This window comes from Agromyces sp. NPDC056389 (assembly GCF_042262385.1).
Classification (GTDB): Bacteria; Actinomycetota; Actinomycetes; order Actinomycetales; family Microbacteriaceae; genus Agromyces.
Map to the genome: position 1 here is coordinate 2023439 of NZ_JBHJPN010000001.1, position 16614 is coordinate 2040052.

The following is a 16614-nucleotide window of genomic DNA, read 5'->3' on the forward strand; positions in this document are numbered from 1 at the left end:
CGCCCGATAGTCTGGGGCCGATGCCCAGCAGCAAGAATCCCGCGATCGAGGACTACCTGAAGACGGTGTATTCGCACACCGAATGGCAGCCCGACCCCATCACGCCCTCCGTGCTCGCCGGCAAGCTCGGCATCGCGCCGTCGTCGGTCACCGAGATGGTGAAGAAGATGGCCGCGCAGGGGCTCGTCTCCCATGTGCCCTACGGCGCGGTGCGGCTCACCGACGCCGGCACGGTGCAGGCGCTCGCCGTCGTGCGCCGCCACCGCCTCATCGAAACCTGGCTCGTGCAGGAGATGGGCTACGGATGGGACGAGGTGCACGACGAGGCCGAGATCCTCGAGCACGCCATCTCCGACCGCCTGCTCGAGGCGATCGACGCCCGGCTCGGCCGGCCCCTGCGCGACCCGCACGGCGACGCCATCCCCACCGCCGACGGCTCGATCGTCGCCGAGCCGTTCGTGCGCGTCGACGAGGCGGCCGACGGCCACGTCGGGCGGGTGCTCCGCATCAGCGATCGCGACCCCGGCCTGCTGCGCGACCTCGAGACCGCCGGCGTCCACCCCGGGGTGGAACTCGAGATCGAGTCCGTCGACGGCGACGCGAACGCACGCGTGCGCATCGCCGGCGAGACGCACGAGCTGCCGAACGGCGCGGCCAGCGCGATCTGGCTGTCCGCATGACGGGCGATCCAACCGCCGAGGCACGTCCCTTCCTCGTCGACCTGCGCGGGGTGGTCGATCTCCTGAGCCGCCACATCTACTCCGGCCCGCACGTGTTCCTCCGCGAGCTCATCCAGAACGGGCGCGACGCCATCACGGCCCGCGCCGAGCACGAGGGTCGCCGCGATGCCGCATGGGGCGTCCGCATCCACCCGCCGACGAGCGCAGACCCGGCGCTCCGCTTCGAGGACGACGGCGTCGGCCTCACCGCCGACGAGGTCGGCGAGCTGCTCGCCACGGTCGGCCGCAGCTCGAAGCGCGACCTGTTCGACCTGCCCCGCGCGGGGTTCCTCGGCCAGTTCGGCATCGGCCTGCTCAGCTGCTTCATGATCGCCGATCGCATCGTCGTGCGCTCACGGTCGGCCCGCGGCGGCCCGCCCGTCGAGTGGGTCGGCGGCACCGGCGGCACCTTCACGGTGCGGGTGCTCGAGGGCGACGAGGCATCCGGAATCGCCGTCGGCACCACCGTCTCGCTCGTGCCGCGCCCCGACGAGGCAGAGCTCTGCTCACCGGCGAGCCTGCTCGAACTCGCACGCCGGTACGCCGAGTACCTTCCCATCCCGATCCTCGTGGGCACCGGCGAAGGCAGCTTCGACAGCGTCGGGCGGCCGGCGGTGTTCGCCCTCACGGGCGACGCGCGCAGCGACGTTCGCGACGCCATCGCCGAACTCGGGCGCGAGGTCGTCGGGTCGACGCCCTTCGACGTCATCGAGCTGCATTCCACCGCGACCGACACGCACGGCACCGCCTTCGTGCTGCCGTTCCCGCCGACGCCCGGCGCCCGCCAGGCGAACCGCGTCTACCTCGGCGGCATGCTCGTCGACCCGCGCGCCGACGAGCTGCTGCCCGATTGGTCGTTCTTCGCGCGGGCGGTCGTGGATTCGAACGGGCTGCGGCCGACCGCGTCGCGCGAGCACCTCATCGAGGACGAGTCGCTCGAGGCGACCCGGGGCGAGCTCGGCGCCGCGATCCGCGCGTGGGTGATGCGGCTCGCCGTCGAGCGACCCGCACGACTCGCCGAATTCGTCGGCATCCACCATCTCGGCCTGAAGTCGCTCCTGCTGCACGACGACGAACTCGCGGGCTTCATCACCCGCTGGCTCACGGTCGAGACTTCGGTCGGAGTGATGACCATCGACGAGCTCGTGCGGGCCCACCCGCACGTGCGGTTCACGGAGACCGTCGACGAGTTCCGGCAGATCGCGGGGATCGTGCCCGCATCGCGGGCCGTCGTCAACGGCGGGTACGTGCACGAAGCCGACATCCTGCGCCGACTGCCGCTGCTGTTCGACGGCGTCACGGTCGAACGCGTGACGGTCTCGGGCGAGCTCGACTCGCTCGACGTGCCGCCGCTGGCCGATCGCGGGCCAGCGCTCGAACTCGAGCACCGCGCCGCCGCGGTGCTCGCCGAGGTCGGCTGCGAGCCGAGCGTGCGCCGCTTCGCACCGAGCGATCTCGCGAGCCTCTACCTCGCCGACGCCGAGGTGCTGCGCTCGATCACCCGCGGCGCCGCCCGGGACACGACCGGCACCCTCTGGAGCGGAGTGCTCGGCCGCATCGACGAGCACCTGCCGAGCCTCGGGGGCGGCGGCCCTGCGCGCGCGAAGCTCTGCCTCAACTGGGACAACCCCCTCGTGCGCACCCTCGCCGGCGATGTCGACGACGCGGTGTTCGACCGCACCATCAGGCTGCTCTACGTGCAGGCGCTGCTGGCCGGCCATCGACCGCTCCGGGCGAGCGAACGAGCCATGCTGACCGGCGCGCTCACCGACCTCGTGGCGCTGAGCCTCGCCCGCTGACCCGGCCCCGCGCCGCTACCCGACCCGAGCCCGAACCCCCGATCATCGACCGTCAAGGGAGAACCGTGTCCGAAGCCATCCGCATCGACGAACTGCTCGAGCAGGTCGACCAGACGCCGTTCGGACCCGAGGAGCGGGCGCTCATCGACGAGGCCATCGCGATCGCGGTGGAGTCGGGCGACGAGTTCTCGGAGTACCGCGCGCGCATGCGCCTCGCATCGTCGGCGAACATGACCGGCGACACCGACGCGCTGCTCAGCTCGTTCGCCTGGTGCCTCGGCAAGCACGACGCCGACGCCGCCCGCTTCCCGGCGAAGCCCGACGACAACGCCACCGACCTGCTCTGGCAGTACAAGTGGATGGCCGGAACGCTCTCGGCGAGCCCCGCGTTCCCGGCCGCCGACATCCGCGCCGTGCTCGACGACATGCAGTCGAGGTACGAGCGTGCCGGCGTCGGCCAGAGCGGGGTCGCGACGGCGCGATTCGGTGCGGCCTTCGCGAACGGATGGCTCGACGAGGCCGCCGCCGCCTACCGTGTGCTGACGACCACCGAGCGCGACGACTACAGCCACTGCGACGCGTGCGTGCGCAGCGAGAGCGCCGCCTACCTCGCCGCCACCGGACGCGAAGACGAGGCCATCGCCCTCTACGAGGAGATCGTCGAGGGCGGGTTCAGCTGCGGCGAGGAGCCGGAGCACGCCCTCTCCGACGCACTGCTGCCGTACCTCCGCGCCGGCCGACTCGAACGGGCGAAGTCCTTCCACCTGCGGAGCTACCGCGACGCGCGAGGCAACGCCGACAACATCGGCATCATCGCGAACCACCTGATCTTCTGCGCGATCACCGGCAACGAGGCCCGCGGCCTCGCGATGCTCGAGCGCCACATCGCCTGGATCGCGCACGACCGACTGAACCAGCGCGCCCAGTTCAGTGCGCTCGCCGCGGCCGGCCTGCTGCTCGACACCGTCATCGACGCCGGGTACGGCGACACCGTCGTGCGCGGCGCCGACGCCGTCGAGCTCGAGCCGTTCTTCGGGCCGCACGACGGCCGCTGGACCGTCGCCGACCTCAGCCCCGTCGCCTGGGCGGCGGCCGCCGCCATCGGGGCCGAGTTCGATCGTCGGAACGGCAACCGGCACCTCGCCGATCGGCTCGAGGCCACGCGCGCACTCCGCACCGAGCGCTACGACGTGCCCATCACGGGCGAGACCTTCGCGCCGCCGGCGCACGCCGCCTCCGCAGACCCCGTCGACGTCGCCGGCTGGCTCGATCGAGCACGCGAGCTCGCCGTGCTCGGCGAGATCGACGCGGCGCTCGCCGCCGCCGATCGCGGACTCGCTAAGCCCGATACGGAGCCCGCCCACGACCACGGCACCCCCGAGGCAGCAGCTGTGAACGACCGACGTGCCGAACTCATCGGCATCCGCCTCGCAGCGCTCGTCGCGGCGCAACGGCTCGACGAGGCCGCGCAGGTGCTGCCCGAGCGCATCGCGGCCGTGCGCGCCACCGGCGACGACGCCCTCGCCGATGCGCTCACCCGTCAGGGCCTGCTGCTCACCGGCGCCGCCACCGCCGCCGACCTGCCCGAGCTCGAGCAGGAGCTCGGCGCCGCGCTGCAGTCGGGTGCCGACGATCTCGCCGCACGCATCGCCCTGCGCATCGCCTCGATCCGTGCCGAGGCCGGCGATGCCGAGAGCGCCGGTACCGCCGCCGACACCGCGGTCGCCGTGCTCGACCGGGCGACCGCGCCTGACCCCTCGCTCGCGGGTGCGGCGTTCCAGCTGGCGGCGTTCCTCGCCGCGCAAGACGGCGATGCATCCTCCGCCCTCTCCCTCCTCGACCGTGCCGTCGCCGCAGAACCGACACGGGTTCGCCGCGCCGAGTCGCACCGGCTGCGCGCGCGACTGCTCGCCGGTGGCGCCGACCTCGAGGCGGCCCTGGCCGCCGCCGAGTCGGCACTCGAATTCGATCTCGCGGCCGACGCGCGGATGCGCGTCGTAGAGGACTGCCAGCTCTCCGCTGCGATCCTCGACGACCTCGCGCGACCCGACGACGCCGTCGCGAGGCTCCGCCTCGCAGTGCAGCACGCCGAGCTCGCGGAGTCGCCGGGGCTCGTCGGCGTGCGCTACGGCCTCGGCCGCCAGCTGCTCCGCGCCGGCCGCTCCGGCGAGGCCGTCGAGGTGCTGCAGGAGGTCTTCGAAGCCGAGGACGCCGCGGGAGCCCCGCCGGCAGCACGCGCCGAGACGCTGCATCTGCTCGGCACCGCATTCCGCGGCGACGAGGAGTTCGCCGCGGCATCCGCCGCCTGGCATGCCGCTGCCGACCTCTTCGAGGAGGCCGAAGCCTGGCCGGGAGCCGTCGCCGTGCTGCTCGACCTCGGCCGGCTCTTCGCGGGGCTCGGCTATGCCGAGGAGGCGATCGACGTGCTCGAGCGCGCCGTCGCCGATGCCCGCCGCGACCCCGAGACGGTGGCCTCGCTTGCGGATGCGCTGCACCTGCTCGGCCAGGTCAGCCTCGAGCACGGTGAACCGTCGGGCCTCGAGCGACTCGACGAGGTCGCGTCGCTCGCACGTGAGCACGGCGCCGACTGGCTGCTCGCCGACGTCGTCGATTCCCGCGCGCGCGGGCTCGCCGCCCTCTCCCGCCCCGAGGAGGCCGTGTCGACCGCGCTCACCGCGGCCGAGCTGTTCGAAGCGGCCGGCGCTCCCCGGCCGGCGGGCGGTTCGATGCTGTTCGCCGGCCGCGTGCTGCAGTCGGAAGGGCGGCACGATGAGGCGCTCGTGCTCATCGGCCAGGCGATCGAGCGGTTCGACGGGCAGGCCGACGCGGTCTCGATCGGTCGCATCGCTCTCGCCGACTCGCTCGAGGCGCTCGGACGCCTCGCCGAGGCGGCCGAGGCCCGGCGGCTCGCCGAAGCAGGCTGATCGGTCGCGATGCGCCAGTACGCGACATCCGCTCGACATCGCCCTGTGACCTGCGCGGCCTAGGCTGGGAGCATGTCACGACGTGAAGAAGTCGAGTGCTGGTTGACCGACATGGACGGCGTGCTCGTCCACGAGAACCACGCACTGCCGGGCGCTGCCGAGCTGCTGCAGCAGTGGGAGGACGCAGGCACGCCCTACCTCGTGCTCACGAACAACTCGATCTTCACCGCACGCGACCTCTCGGCCAGGCTCCGTTCCTCGGGCCTGAACGTTCCCGAGGACCGCATCTGGACGAGCGCTCTCGCGACGGCCGACTTCCTGAAGCAGCAGGTGCCGGGCGGCACCGCGTTCGTGATCGGCGAGGCCGGCATCCTCACGGCGCTGCACGATGCAGGGTTCGTGATGACCGAGACCGCGCCCGACTTCGTCGTCGTCGGCGAGACGCGCAACTACTCGTTCGAGGCGATCACGAAGGCGATCCGCCTGATCGGCAACGGCGCCCGGTTCATCGTGACGAACCCCGACGCGACGGGCCCCTCGGCCGACGGCCCGCTGCCGGCGACGGGCGCGATCGCCGCCCTCATCACGAAGGCCACGGGCAAGGAGCCCTACGTGGTCGGCAAGCCCAACCCGATGATGTTCCGATCGGCGCTCAACAAGATCGGCGCGCACTCCGAGAACACCGCGATGATCGGCGACCGCATGGACACCGACATCGTCGCGGGCATCGAGGCCGGCCTGCACACGATCCTCGTGCTGACGGGCATCAGCGACCAGGCCGAGATCGAGAAGTACCCGTTCCGGCCCGACGAGATCCTCGCGGGCGTCGCCGACCTCGTCGAGGCGACGCCGGCCGAGACCGAACTGTAGTACCGCCGAGCACAGCCCAGCGAGACGAGGAGACACCATGGTCGAGTTGACCGACATCGAGTTCGACGACGGCGAGCTGGTCGCCGCAGCCGTGCTGCCAGGAGACCGCAACGTCGCCGTGCTGTTCGCGGTCGAGGACGAGCCGGTCGACCCGGCCGAGATGCGTTCCATCGCCGAGCAGGCGCTCAGCCGCCCGACCGCTGACGACCTCTCGCGCATCGACGCCGACGTCGTGCGCGAGCTCACCGATTCGGCGTACGAGGGCACCGGCCATGAGGTCACGGCCGACGACTACGACGTCCTCGCGCGTGAACTCGAGCTGCAGGGCGTCATCGTCTCGGCCGACGCCACGCTCGTGCTCGTCTACGAGGCGCCGACCCAGTACCCCGACATGGTCGTGTACTGCCAGCTCGACGAGCAGCTCGCGATCGACGACCTGAGCGTCGCCGATGCAGACGAAGACGACGACGAGGGCGACGACCTCAGCTCCGAGCCGCGGCCCGACGCCGGCTAGGCCGCATCGGGCTCCACCCGCTGCTTCGCCGCGGGCCGCTCCTCGGGCTCGGCGTCGAGCCGTTCGCGCACCTCGGGGTCGAGGTCGAGTTCGGCGGCGCCGAGCACCTCCTCGAGCTGTGCGACGGTCGAGGGCCCCGCGACGGGGATCACGGGCACCTCGCGCCCGAGCAGCCAGGCGAGCGCGACCTGGTTCGGGGTCGCCCCGATGTCGCGTGCCACCTCGTGCAGCAGCTGGATCCGCGCCACCGTCGTGGGGTGGTTCACGCCGCCCCAGAGCGGCTTGTCGGTTCGCGTGAGGGCGCCCTGGTGCAGCGGGGAGTAGGCGGTGACGGCGAGCGGCGGACGCCCGTCGACCCCGGTCGAGGCCGCGTAGCTGAGCAGCTCGGGCGTCACGAAGTTCTGGCGGCCGAGCTTCGGCTGCGGGTAGACGTAGCTGTACTGCTGCTGCACGAGGCCGTACGGCGCGACGCCTTGGCGCAGCGCCTCCTCGCGCGCCTCGACGACGCGCCACAGCGCGACGTTCGAGATGCCCGAGATGCCGATCAGCCCGTCGTCCTGCAGCACGCCGAACGCGCCGACCGTCTCGGCGAGCGGCGTCTCGAGGTCGTCGACGTGTCCGTACACGACGTCGAGGTGGTCGACGCCGAGGTGCTTCGCGCTCTCGCGCGCCTCCCAGCCGATGACCTCGGCGCCGAGGCCCTGGAAGTTCGTCGGCTCCGTGTTCGAGAGCGGAAGCGCCGGGTCCTTCTTCGCGGCGCCGAGCTTCGTGGCGATGCGCAGTCGGTCGCGGCCGCCACGGCTCGCGAGCCAGCGGCCGATCACGTCTTCGCTGTCACGACCGTGGCCGCGATCCCAGAAGCTGTAGTTGTTGGCGGTGTCGATGAACGTGCCGCCGGCCTCGACGAAGCGGTCGAGGATCGCGAACGAGGTGCCCTCGTCGATCTTCGTGCCCATCTGCATGGTGCCGAGGCAGATCGTCGAGACATCGAAGCTCGTGCGGCCGTTGCCGATCGTGCGGTATCGCATGGTTTCCTCCGTGAAGTGGTGGGTGACGGAATCGAGCGTACGAATCATTCGGCTCGGCATTACACTCCAACCAGCGGATGCTTCACCAGACCAATTTTCACGGTGGCACCGTCTGCGCACATCGGCGACGAGGGGGTGGGATGTCTCGGTCAGGCCCCGTGCTCGCCTGGGAGACGATGCTCGACCTCGGCGACGGCCCAGCCCCGCTCCGCGATCGACTCGATCGTGCGATCCGCGACGCCGTGCACTCGGGCCGACTCCCTCCCGGAGCACTCCTCCCGCCGAGCCGCACGCTCGCCGAGACCCTTGGGGTCTCGCGCTGGGTCGTGACCGAGACGTATGGGCAGCTCGTCGCCGAGGGGTTCCTCGAGGCGACGACCGGCTCGGGCACGCGAGTGCCTGCGGGCCGGCGGCATCCGATCGCGTCGCCGCGTTCGCACGACTCGCACACCTCGCACGCCGCCGACCTTGCTCCTCCGGTCGTGCGACTCCGGGCGGAGTATCGTCGACCGCGCCTCGATCTCGGCCCCGGCGTGCCCGACCTGCGTCACGTGCCCCGTGCGCGGTGGGCCGCGGCGGTCCGCCGCGGCCTCGATCGACTGCCCGATGCCGAGTTCGCGGTGGTCGACCGCCTGGGGCATCCGCTCGCCCGCATCGCCGTGGCCGAGTACCTCTCGCGATCGCGACGCGCGAGCGCGACGCCCGACGACATCGTGATCACGCACGGAGCGACCGACGGCATGGCCGGGGTCGTCGCGGGGCTGCGCGCCGCCGGCCACACGGCGCTCCTCGTCGAGGACCCCAGCTGGTCGCGACTCCGCGAGATCGCCGCTGCGGCCGGGCTCACCCCGGTGCCCGTGCCGGTCGACGATTCCGGCATCGACGTCGACGCCGTCGTCGAGGCCGCCCGGCGCACCGGCGCCCGTGCGGCACTCATCACGCCGGCCCACCAGTTCCCACTCGGCGCAGCGCTCTCGCCCGCACGCCGCGAGGCGATCGTGCGGTGGGCCCGCGACGTCGACGGAGTGCTGATCGAAGACGACTACGACGCCGAGTTCCGGTACGACCGCCGGCCGATCGCCGCCCTGCAGGGGCTCGCGCCCGAGCGCATCGTGCTGGTCGGCTCCCTCTCGAAGTCGATGGCCCAGGCCTTCGGGCTCGGGTGGGCGGTCATGCCGCACTCCCTGCGTGAGCGGGTGCCCCTCGCCGATCGATCGCGGCCGTCGACACTCGACCAGGTCGCGCTCGCGGAGTTCATCACCGCCGGCGACCTCGAACGACACTTGCGCGCCGCGCGCGGCCGGTTCAGCCGCCGTCGGGCAGCCGTGCTGGCGGCGCTCGAACGCGAGCTCCCCGGCCTCGCGGTCACCGGCATCGCGGCGGGCATGCACGCCGTGCTGGAACTTCCGGCCGGGGTCGATGCCGGCGCGGTGCGGCGCGCGGCATCCGACGCGGAGATCGCCGTGTCGGATCTGACGGGATACCGCGTCTCGGCCGCCATGCCGAACCCCCAGGCGCTCGTGCTCGGCTACGGCAACCTCTCCGACGCGCTCGTCGACGAGGCGGTCGCGCGGCTCGCCGGAGTCATCCGCTCGCTCGCCTGAGCCGATCGGCGCCGACTGCGACGGCGACGGCTGCGAACGGGGTGAAACCCGATGCCTCAGTGCCTGCCCTGAACCGGCGCCCGGGTCGACCCCGACGCCGGTCGCTGGCCCGGCACGTAGCGTCGCACGGGTTGCGTCCGGCTCTCCACTCGAGAACGACCGGTTCCCCTGCACAGCGAGCACCCCGGTGACCCCGGGCCCGTTGACCCTACTCGACGAATCCGGCTCGACTCATGCGAACTTCGCGAACGACTCTCCGCCGTGCCCTGCTCGGGTTCGGCGTGCTCCTCATCGCCTCGACCTCGGTGCAGGTGGCCGCCGTCATCTCGCACGGCATGTGCTTCCATGTCGCACTCGACTTCGTTCCGCTCGGGGTCGCGATCACGATCGAGTTCCTCGGCCCCTTCCTCGTGGCCGCCCTGGGCGTACGGCGCCCGCGCCTCGTGATCTTCCCGCTCCTCGGGCTCGGCGGGGTCGCCCTCATCGCCCGCCCGACGCCCGAGATCAACCCGATCGGCCTGGTCGCCGCCGCCGTGACCGGCGTCTCGCTCGCCGCGTACACGCTGCTCGCCGAACGCATCGGGCGCACCGCCCCGGCCGACCGACCGCGGGCCGAAGCGCTGCACGACCTCACCATCGCGGTCATCGTGGCAGCGCTGCTCACGGCGCCGTTCGGCGTCGCCGCGCTCCCGTCGGTCGAGCCGGGCGATCTCGCACCGCTCGGCATGGCCGCGGTCCTCGGGGTGCTGATCGCGTTCGCCTGCGACATGCTCGCGGTGCGCCTGACCTCGTCACGCACCGTCGCCGTGCTGTTCTCCTTCGACCCCGCCCTCGCCGCGATCATCGGCATGCTGTTGCTCGGCCAGATGCTCGACGCGTTCACGATCGCCGACATCGTGCTGGTCTGCGTGGCCGGCGGCGCCACGATCCACGTCGCGAGTTCGGTACCGGAGCCGGCAGGTGTCGATGCGCCGGGTCAGTCCCCGAAGCCCGACCAGTAGCGGCCCTGCTCCTTGCCGCGCTCGATGTCGTTCATCGCGTCGGCGGCTTCACGATCGGTTCCGCGCGTCTTCTCGGAGTGCCGCCGTAGCGAGAACGCCCACTGCGTCACGCCCCACAGCACGGCGATGATGACGATGCCCAGCCAGAAGGTCCAGTCCATGGGCGCCCCCTCACTCGATACGCGTCACTCTACGCGCGTGCGGCACGATCGGCCGGGCGAATCCGGGTCCGGCCGATCCCGGCGGCCGGGCGAATCCGGCTCCGGCCGATCCCGGCGGCCGGGGCATCGTCAGACGGTCCATCCGCTGTCGCGACGCCCCTGGTCCTTGAGTCGCTCGGCCTCGTCCCTCGCATCGGCGCCCTCGCGGTCCGTACCGAGCCGTTTGCCGGACACGCGCACGTACACGATCGCCGACACCGTCACGAGGGCGACGACGATGACGACCGCGATGCCGACCCAGAATGTCCCACTCATGCTCGGCCCTCCTCCCCGATACCCGTCACCCTACGCATCGTCGGGAGCCTCGATCCGGGTGATCCGGACGTTCGGCCGGGTTCCGCGGACGTGCCGGCCGGGCGTCCGTCGGATCAGCTAGGCGAGTCGGGCGACGGATGCCGCGACGCCGGCCCAGAACCGCTCGACGTCGAGTTCGACCGCGACCCACGCGTTCGGCTCCCGCCCGAGCATGCCGTCGAGGTCGACGCTCGTCGCCCCGGCCGTCTCGATGCCGAGGAGTTCCACGTCGAGGCGCGTGCGCCGCAGCCCGACGCAGCCGGGGTCGGCGAGCACCGCGACCGCGACGGGGTCGTGCAGCGGCCCGTCGGGCATGCCGAACACCTCGTCGTTCGTGCGGCAGAAGAAGTCGAAGAGCTCCGCGCCGAAGGCCGCCGTGGCGGTGCCGATGGATGCGATCTGCTCGCGCACGGCGGGCGTGACGAGCGCCGTGTGCGTGACGTTCAGGCCGACCATCGTGAATCGCACGCCGCTCCGCACCACGAGGTCGAGCGCCTCGGGGTCGACGAGGGCGTTGAACTCGGCGTACGGCGTCGCATTGCCGCGCTCGGTCGAGCCGCCCATCCAGACGATCTCGCGGATGCGGCCGGCGAGCTCGGGTCGCTCGCGCAGCAGGATCGCGATGTTCGTGATGGGCCCCGTCGCGATGATCGCAACGGGCTCGTCCGAGGCGATGAGGGTGTCGGCGATGAGCTCGGTCGCGCTGCGGGCGTCGAGCGGCACGGTCGGCTCCGGAAGCTCCGGCCCGCCGAGTCCGTTGTCGCCGTGGATCCATTCGGCGGTCTGCAGCGGCCGCACGAGCGGCCCGGGCGCACCGGCCGCGACGGGCACGTCGGTCACACCGGCGACCGACAGCGCGATGCGGGCGTTGCGCGTCGTGAGCTCGAGCGGCGCATTGCCGCCGACCGTCGTGACGGCGAGGAGCTCGAGCGACGGATGCCCCGCGGCCAGCCACAGGGCGAACACGTCGTCGTGGCCGGGGTCGCAGTCGATGACGACGGGAATGGTCATGTGTCGGGCTCGTTCTCTCGGGTGGGGTGGTCGGGAGGACTCAGTCGGCGAGGCCCGCGGCGGCGAGCACGTCGATGCGGGGTGCGTACGAGTCGACCGTTCCCCGGGCCTGCACGGCGAGTGCGCCGGCGGCGACCGCGAGGCGGAGCGCTTCGGACAGCGGCCGCCCCTCGGCGAGGAACGCCGCGAGCGTGCCCGTGAACCCGTCGCCGGCGCCGGTCGTGTCGACCGCGGTCACGCGCGGTGCAGCCGCCGTCCAGGAGTCGGTCGCATCGGCGGCGACGGCACCGGCCGCGCCGAGCGTCACGACCACCGAGCGGGCGATGCCGCCGGCAACGGATGCCGCGAGCACCCGCCACTCGTCGAGGTTCGCGCCCGGCGCGGCATCCGTGCCGATGCCGACCGCGCGGGCCTCGTGCTCGTTCAGCACGAGCGGGTCGGCGACGCCGAGGGCCGCGGCCGAGACCGGGGCCGGCGGGGCGAGGTTCAGCACGAACCGGGCCCCGAGCTCGTTCGCGACCCGGGCGACGTGCTCGATCGTGGCGACGGCGAGCTCGCCCTGCGTGAGCACGACGGTCGCGGCCGCCACGCGTTCGCGCTCCGTGTCGACGAGCGCGGGCGTGAGGGCGAGGTTCGCTCCACCGGTGACGATCACGGTGTTCTCGCCGGAGGCGACGACGGTGATCTGGGCGACGCCGGTCGGGGCATCCGGAACACGACGGATCGCGGCGGTCGGCAGGCCCAGCCGCTCGAGCGTCTCGCACGCGAATGCGCCGCTCGAGTCATCGCCGATGCAGGCCACGAACTCGACCGGCACACCGGCGACGTGCGCCGCGACCGCCTGGTTCGCGCCCTTGCCGCCGAGTGCGACGTGGAATTCGCGCGCGAGGATGGTCTCGCCGGGTGCGGGGAACGCATCGACGTAGCTCGTCGAGTCGACGTTCAGCGAGCCGATGACGACGACCCGGCCCGGTGCGCCCGTGTCCGCGCCCGTGCCGGTGTCGTCGAGTTCAGACGCCATGCGGTCAGGCCGTCGGGCCGGGGCCGTTGATCGGTCCGGTCAGCGGCTCGCCACCCGCACGATTCGCGAAGCAGTAGTAGTTGCGCTGGCCCTCGGCCCACTGCTCCTCGGTCACGGGGAAGCTGCCCTGCACCTGGAGGTCGGGGATGCCGGCGACGAGCGTGGGTTCGAAGACGCCCGCGGCCCGGCACAGTGCCGGCATCTCGGCCACGAGCTGGGCTTCGCCCGGGAACGGCGCCGCCTCGTCGCCGGGCAACGTGCCCCGGTACACGAGCTGCGCGGCATGGGGTGCGGCGCAGTCGACGACGGTGAACTCCTCGGCCCAGACCGACTCGAACGGGTCGATGCACTCGCCGCCGAAGAGGGTGTCCCACGCGTGCACGCCCGCGGGCTGCGGCGCTGTCGGTGCCGCCACGGGCGTCTCGGAGGAGCTCGCGGACGGGCCGCCGCTCGCCTGCTCCCCTCCCCCGCCGGTGAGCTGCGTGCCGAGGAAGTAGAGCCCGGCGAGCACGAGCAGCACGACGAGGCCGCCGGCGACCCAGATCAGCGTGCGCGTGGTGCGGCTGCCGCCCTTCGGGGCGGGCGATCCGCCGGTGCCGCCGCCACGGCCGCCACCGCCGCCTGAACCCGGACCGCCGGTGCCACCGCCGCCGGTGCGCTGCGGACCGATGCCGCTGCCGGTTCCCTGCACCGGATTCGCCGGGAAGCCGGATCCGGAGGCCTGGCCACCGCTCGGGGCTCCGAACGGGTCGTTCGCGGCGGCCGCCCCGAAGAGGGCGCCCATCGCATCGTCGTCGGACGCATCGTGATTCGTCGCTGCCGACGATGCGGCGAAGCGCAGATCGTCGCCATAGGGGGCCGTGTCGGTGGAGAGGACCTGGGTGTCCGAAGGGTCGGCGTCGCTCGGGAAAGCCCACTCCGGCCCGGCGGCCTCGAGCGCGGGCTCGTCGTCCCACGCCGGGGACGCGTCATCGGCGGCGAAGACGTCGGCCGTGTTCGACCCGATGGCAGCGCTCTCTCCGAGGAAGGCGGTCGCCACGGATGCGGGGCTGTCCTTCGGGTCTTCCGCGTTCGGATCGGGCGTCAGGTTCCAGATGTAGCCGGTCTCGGCCATCTCCTGCTCGTCTCCCGCGTCGCCACGGTCCTGGTCGGCGTCGGGCTCGGGCTCGCCGAAGCGGGCGCCGAAGAATCGACCACGGATGCCGGATGACTCCCGCTCGTCGGCGTCGCTCGCCGGAGCGTCGACGGTCTCGTCGTCGTCGTCGTCGAAGTCCAGGCCCAGTGCGTCGAGACCCGTCGGCGCGGGCGGGGTCGGCGGCGTCGTGCCGGACCCACCCGCGGGCGGCGTCGGTTCTGCGCCGCGTGTTCGAGGCGCACCTCCGCCGAGCGACGCGAGGAGGTCGTCGACCGGAGCCGGCGGTTCCCGCGTCGGGTCGTCATCTCCGCCGCTCGCAGAGGCGAAGGCCGGGAACGGCGTCGTGTTGAACGCGCTCGCCTCGCGGATCGGAGCCCCGACCGCTGCGTTCTCCTGCGCCGCGGCCGTGCCGCGCACCTCGAGGAACGGGAACCCGCTGCGGGCATCGGGTTCGGCGTCGGGCACGGCCCTGCTGTTCCGCTCGAACTGCGGCGCCGCGGGCAGTGTCGCCGCGGGCTGCTGCGCCACGGGATCGGGCTGCACGGGGGCCGGAGCTGCCGCAGCCGCGGACTGGATCGGAACGGCCCTCGTCTCGGTGAGGGCGGCGAACGGATCGGTCGTGTCTGCGGCGAACGCGGCGAACCGGTCGCGTTCGGGGCGCGGCGCCTGCTGGACCGGCGGCTCGGGGGCGACCTGGGCCACCGGCTGCACCGGCGCCACGGGCTGCACGGGCACCACGGGCTGCGGCTGGGCCATCGGCTGAGCCGGGGGCAGGGTCTGCGACTGGAACGCCGAGGCCTGGGGCGCCGAGGCCTGCTCGGGCTCGTTGAGCGCTGCCCACAGTTCGTCGTCATAGGAGGCCGGCTGCGGCGCGACGGGCTGGCGTGCATCCCATCCGGCCGGTGCGGTCGACGGAGCCGTCGGATGCACGGGAGGCGCGACTGAATCGGCCGGCTGCACCGGGGTGAACGACTGCCGGGCCACCGGTGGCGGCGCGAATCCGGCGAATGGGGAGTCAGCGGGGGCGAGCGGCGCGGCGGGCTCCGCCGGTGCAACCGGGGCCGCGGGCGCCACCGGTGCCGCGGGCGCAGCAGCACCGTGGCCGCGCCCGTCGACGTCGGACGTCGCGGTCGGCGGTTCGGAGAGGCTTCGGAAGGCCGCACGGATCGCGTCCTCCGAGGAGAGCCCCTCATCAGCACCCCAAGTGAGCGCGAACGGCGCGGTCGGTGTCACGGGCCCGGGCGGAGTCGGCGGCGCCTCGGCGGGTGCAGCTGCCGGCCATGCCTGCTGGACCGGCTCGGCAGGTGCGGCCGGCGGCCACGCGGCACTCGGGGCGGCGGGCGGCCAGGCGGCACTCGGGGCGGCAGGCGGCCAGGACGCAGCAGGCGCAGCAGGCGCAACGGGCGCAGCGGGAGCAACGGGCGCAGCCGGAGTCGCAGGCGGAACCGGAGCGGCGTACGCAGCCGGTGCGACCGGCGGCACCGCGGGCGTGCCGACCGGCGGCTCGACTGCGGTCAGGTAGACCGGTGCAGCGGCCGGCGGCTCATGCGGCAGCCCGACCGCGAACGGCGGAGTCCATGACGGAGCAGGGGCCGGCTGGCCGGCCGCATCGGCCGTCGGCGCGTACTGCTGCGGCTGTTCGGAGGGGCGCAGCGCGGGCGAACCGACGACGGGAAGGGCGGCGGTGACGGCATCCGTGCCCGGAGCCGGGGCCTCGGAGAACCAGTCGAGCACCTCTTCACGTCGCGGCGCCGGAGTCCGCGGCACGGAGGGAGCCGCGGGCGCGGCCTGCTGAACGGGCTGTGCGGGCGATGCGACGGGCGGAGGCTGGACGTCGCGGCGCGGCGCTTCGCCGTCCGCCAGCTGGGCGAGCAGCCAATCGGCTCCGTCGCCCCCCAGACCCTGCCCGTCGCCGCTCATCAGGCCAGCCCCAGGTCTTCCAACCCGATGGCGTACAGGTACTGCACGCCCTCGGCCTCGATGACCTCGCGGGCACCGGTCGCTCGGTCGACGACGACTGCGACGGCCACGACCTCGGCGCCGACCTTGCGGAGCGCCTCGATCGCCTTGACCGGCGAACCGCCGGTGGTCGACGTGTCCTCGAGCACGATGACGCGCTTGCCGGCGAGGTCGGGGCCCTCGACCTGCTTGCCGCGGCCGTGGTCCTTCGGCTCCTTGCGCACGACGAAGGCGTCGTAGGCGAGGCCCTGGGCTGCGCCCTGGTGCAGGATCGCCGCGGCGATCGGGTCGGCGCCCATCGTGAGGCCGCCGACGGCGGCAATGTCGGGCACGTCCTTGATGAGATCGATCATGACCTGTCCGATCAGCGGGGCGACGCGGTGGTCGAGGCTCACCTTGCGGAGGTCGACGTAGTACGTCGCCTTCTTGCCGCTCGTGAGGGTGAAGTCCCCATGGAACACGGCGTCGGCCGCGATGAAGTCGATCAACTGGGCGCGCGCGGCGTCGATGGGCT

14 protein-coding genes are annotated in these 16614 nt (G+C 72.9%); 7 read left to right on the plus strand and 7 right to left on the minus strand.

The window, feature by feature from the left end:
• Window positions 1–20: 20 nt before the first annotated feature.
• The 5 genes from ACFCVM_RS09400 (at window position 21) to ACFCVM_RS09420 (ending at window position 6826) form a co-directional block, all read left to right on the plus strand.
• The gene (locus tag ACFCVM_RS09400; protein WP_375835864.1) at window positions 21–680 is read left to right on the plus strand and encodes a metal-dependent transcriptional regulator; all 660 of its coding nucleotides are present in this window, start codon (window positions 21–23) and stop codon (window positions 678–680) included.
• Window positions 677–2518: an HSP90 family protein gene (locus tag ACFCVM_RS09405; RefSeq protein WP_375835865.1), complete on the plus strand. Its 1842-nt coding sequence runs from the start codon at window positions 677–679 to the stop codon at window positions 2516–2518. The genes ACFCVM_RS09400 and ACFCVM_RS09405 overlap by 4 nt, the downstream gene beginning before the upstream one ends.
• Before the next feature lie 65 nt (window positions 2519–2583).
• Window positions 2584–5442 carry a hypothetical protein gene (locus ACFCVM_RS09410; protein ID WP_375835866.1) on the plus strand — a complete coding sequence of 953 codons (2859 nt, stop codon included), beginning with the start codon at window positions 2584–2586 and terminating at the stop codon, window positions 5440–5442.
• Window positions 5443–5514: 72 nt separating this feature from the next.
• A complete protein-coding gene (locus ACFCVM_RS09415) occupies window positions 5515–6312 on the plus strand; it encodes an HAD-IIA family hydrolase (protein WP_375835867.1) in 798 nt (265 codons plus the stop codon).
• Between the two features lie 37 nt (window positions 6313–6349).
• Complete coding sequence (locus ACFCVM_RS09420; RefSeq protein WP_375835869.1) at window positions 6350–6826, plus strand: hypothetical protein; 477 nt, start codon at window positions 6350–6352, stop codon at window positions 6824–6826.
• Here the strand turns inward: ACFCVM_RS09420 and ACFCVM_RS09425 are convergent.
• The gene (locus ACFCVM_RS09425) at window positions 6823–7854 is read right to left on the minus strand and encodes an aldo/keto reductase (RefSeq protein WP_375835870.1); all 1032 of its coding nucleotides are present in this window, start codon (window positions 7852–7854) and stop codon (window positions 6823–6825) included. The two genes, ACFCVM_RS09420 and ACFCVM_RS09425, sit on opposite strands and share 4 nt — an antisense overlap.
• Before the next feature lie 140 nt (window positions 7855–7994).
• On the opposite strand from ACFCVM_RS09425, the gene ACFCVM_RS09430 reads away from it, so the two are divergent.
• Both ACFCVM_RS09430 and ACFCVM_RS09435 read left to right on the plus strand, forming a co-directional pair.
• Entirely contained in the window at window positions 7995–9458 is a 1464-nt protein-coding gene (locus ACFCVM_RS09430) for a PLP-dependent aminotransferase family protein (RefSeq protein WP_375835871.1), read from the plus strand.
• 233 nt (window positions 9459–9691) lie between these two features.
• Window positions 9692–10459 carry a DMT family transporter gene (locus ACFCVM_RS09435; RefSeq protein ID WP_375835873.1) on the plus strand — a complete coding sequence of 256 codons (768 nt, stop codon included), beginning with the start codon at window positions 9692–9694 and terminating at the stop codon, window positions 10457–10459.
• Here ACFCVM_RS09435 and ACFCVM_RS09440 read toward each other — a convergent pair.
• The 6 genes from ACFCVM_RS09440 to pyrE all read right to left on the minus strand — a co-directional run bounded on the left by ACFCVM_RS09440 (window position 10435) and on the right by pyrE (window position 16609).
• Window positions 10435–10620: a hypothetical protein gene (locus ACFCVM_RS09440; protein WP_375835874.1), complete on the minus strand. Its 186-nt coding sequence runs from the start codon at window positions 10618–10620 to the stop codon at window positions 10435–10437. The genes ACFCVM_RS09435 and ACFCVM_RS09440 overlap by 25 nt on opposite strands.
• A gap of 129 nt (window positions 10621–10749) precedes the next feature.
• Complete coding sequence (locus ACFCVM_RS09445) at window positions 10750–10935, minus strand: hypothetical protein (protein ID WP_375835876.1); 186 nt, start codon at window positions 10933–10935, stop codon at window positions 10750–10752.
• 117 nt (window positions 10936–11052) lie between these two features.
• Window positions 11053–11985: a nucleoside hydrolase gene (locus ACFCVM_RS09450; RefSeq protein WP_375835878.1), complete on the minus strand. Its 933-nt coding sequence runs from the start codon at window positions 11983–11985 to the stop codon at window positions 11053–11055.
• A gap of 40 nt (window positions 11986–12025) precedes the next feature.
• Window positions 12026–13006 carry a ribokinase gene (locus tag ACFCVM_RS09455; RefSeq protein WP_375835879.1) on the minus strand — a complete coding sequence of 327 codons (981 nt, stop codon included), beginning with the start codon at window positions 13004–13006 and terminating at the stop codon, window positions 12026–12028.
• A 4-nt stretch (window positions 13007–13010) separates the two neighbouring features.
• Window positions 13011–16061, minus strand: coding sequence for a hypothetical protein (locus tag ACFCVM_RS09460; RefSeq protein WP_375835881.1), 3051 nt, complete (start codon window positions 16059–16061; stop codon window positions 13011–13013).
• On the minus strand, window positions 16061–16609 hold the full coding sequence (gene pyrE / locus ACFCVM_RS09465; protein WP_375836695.1) for an orotate phosphoribosyltransferase: 549 nt from the start codon (window positions 16607–16609) through the stop codon (window positions 16061–16063). Before pyrE ends, ACFCVM_RS09460 begins: the two co-directional genes overlap by 1 nt.
• Between the last annotated feature and the right edge of the window lie 5 nt (window positions 16610–16614).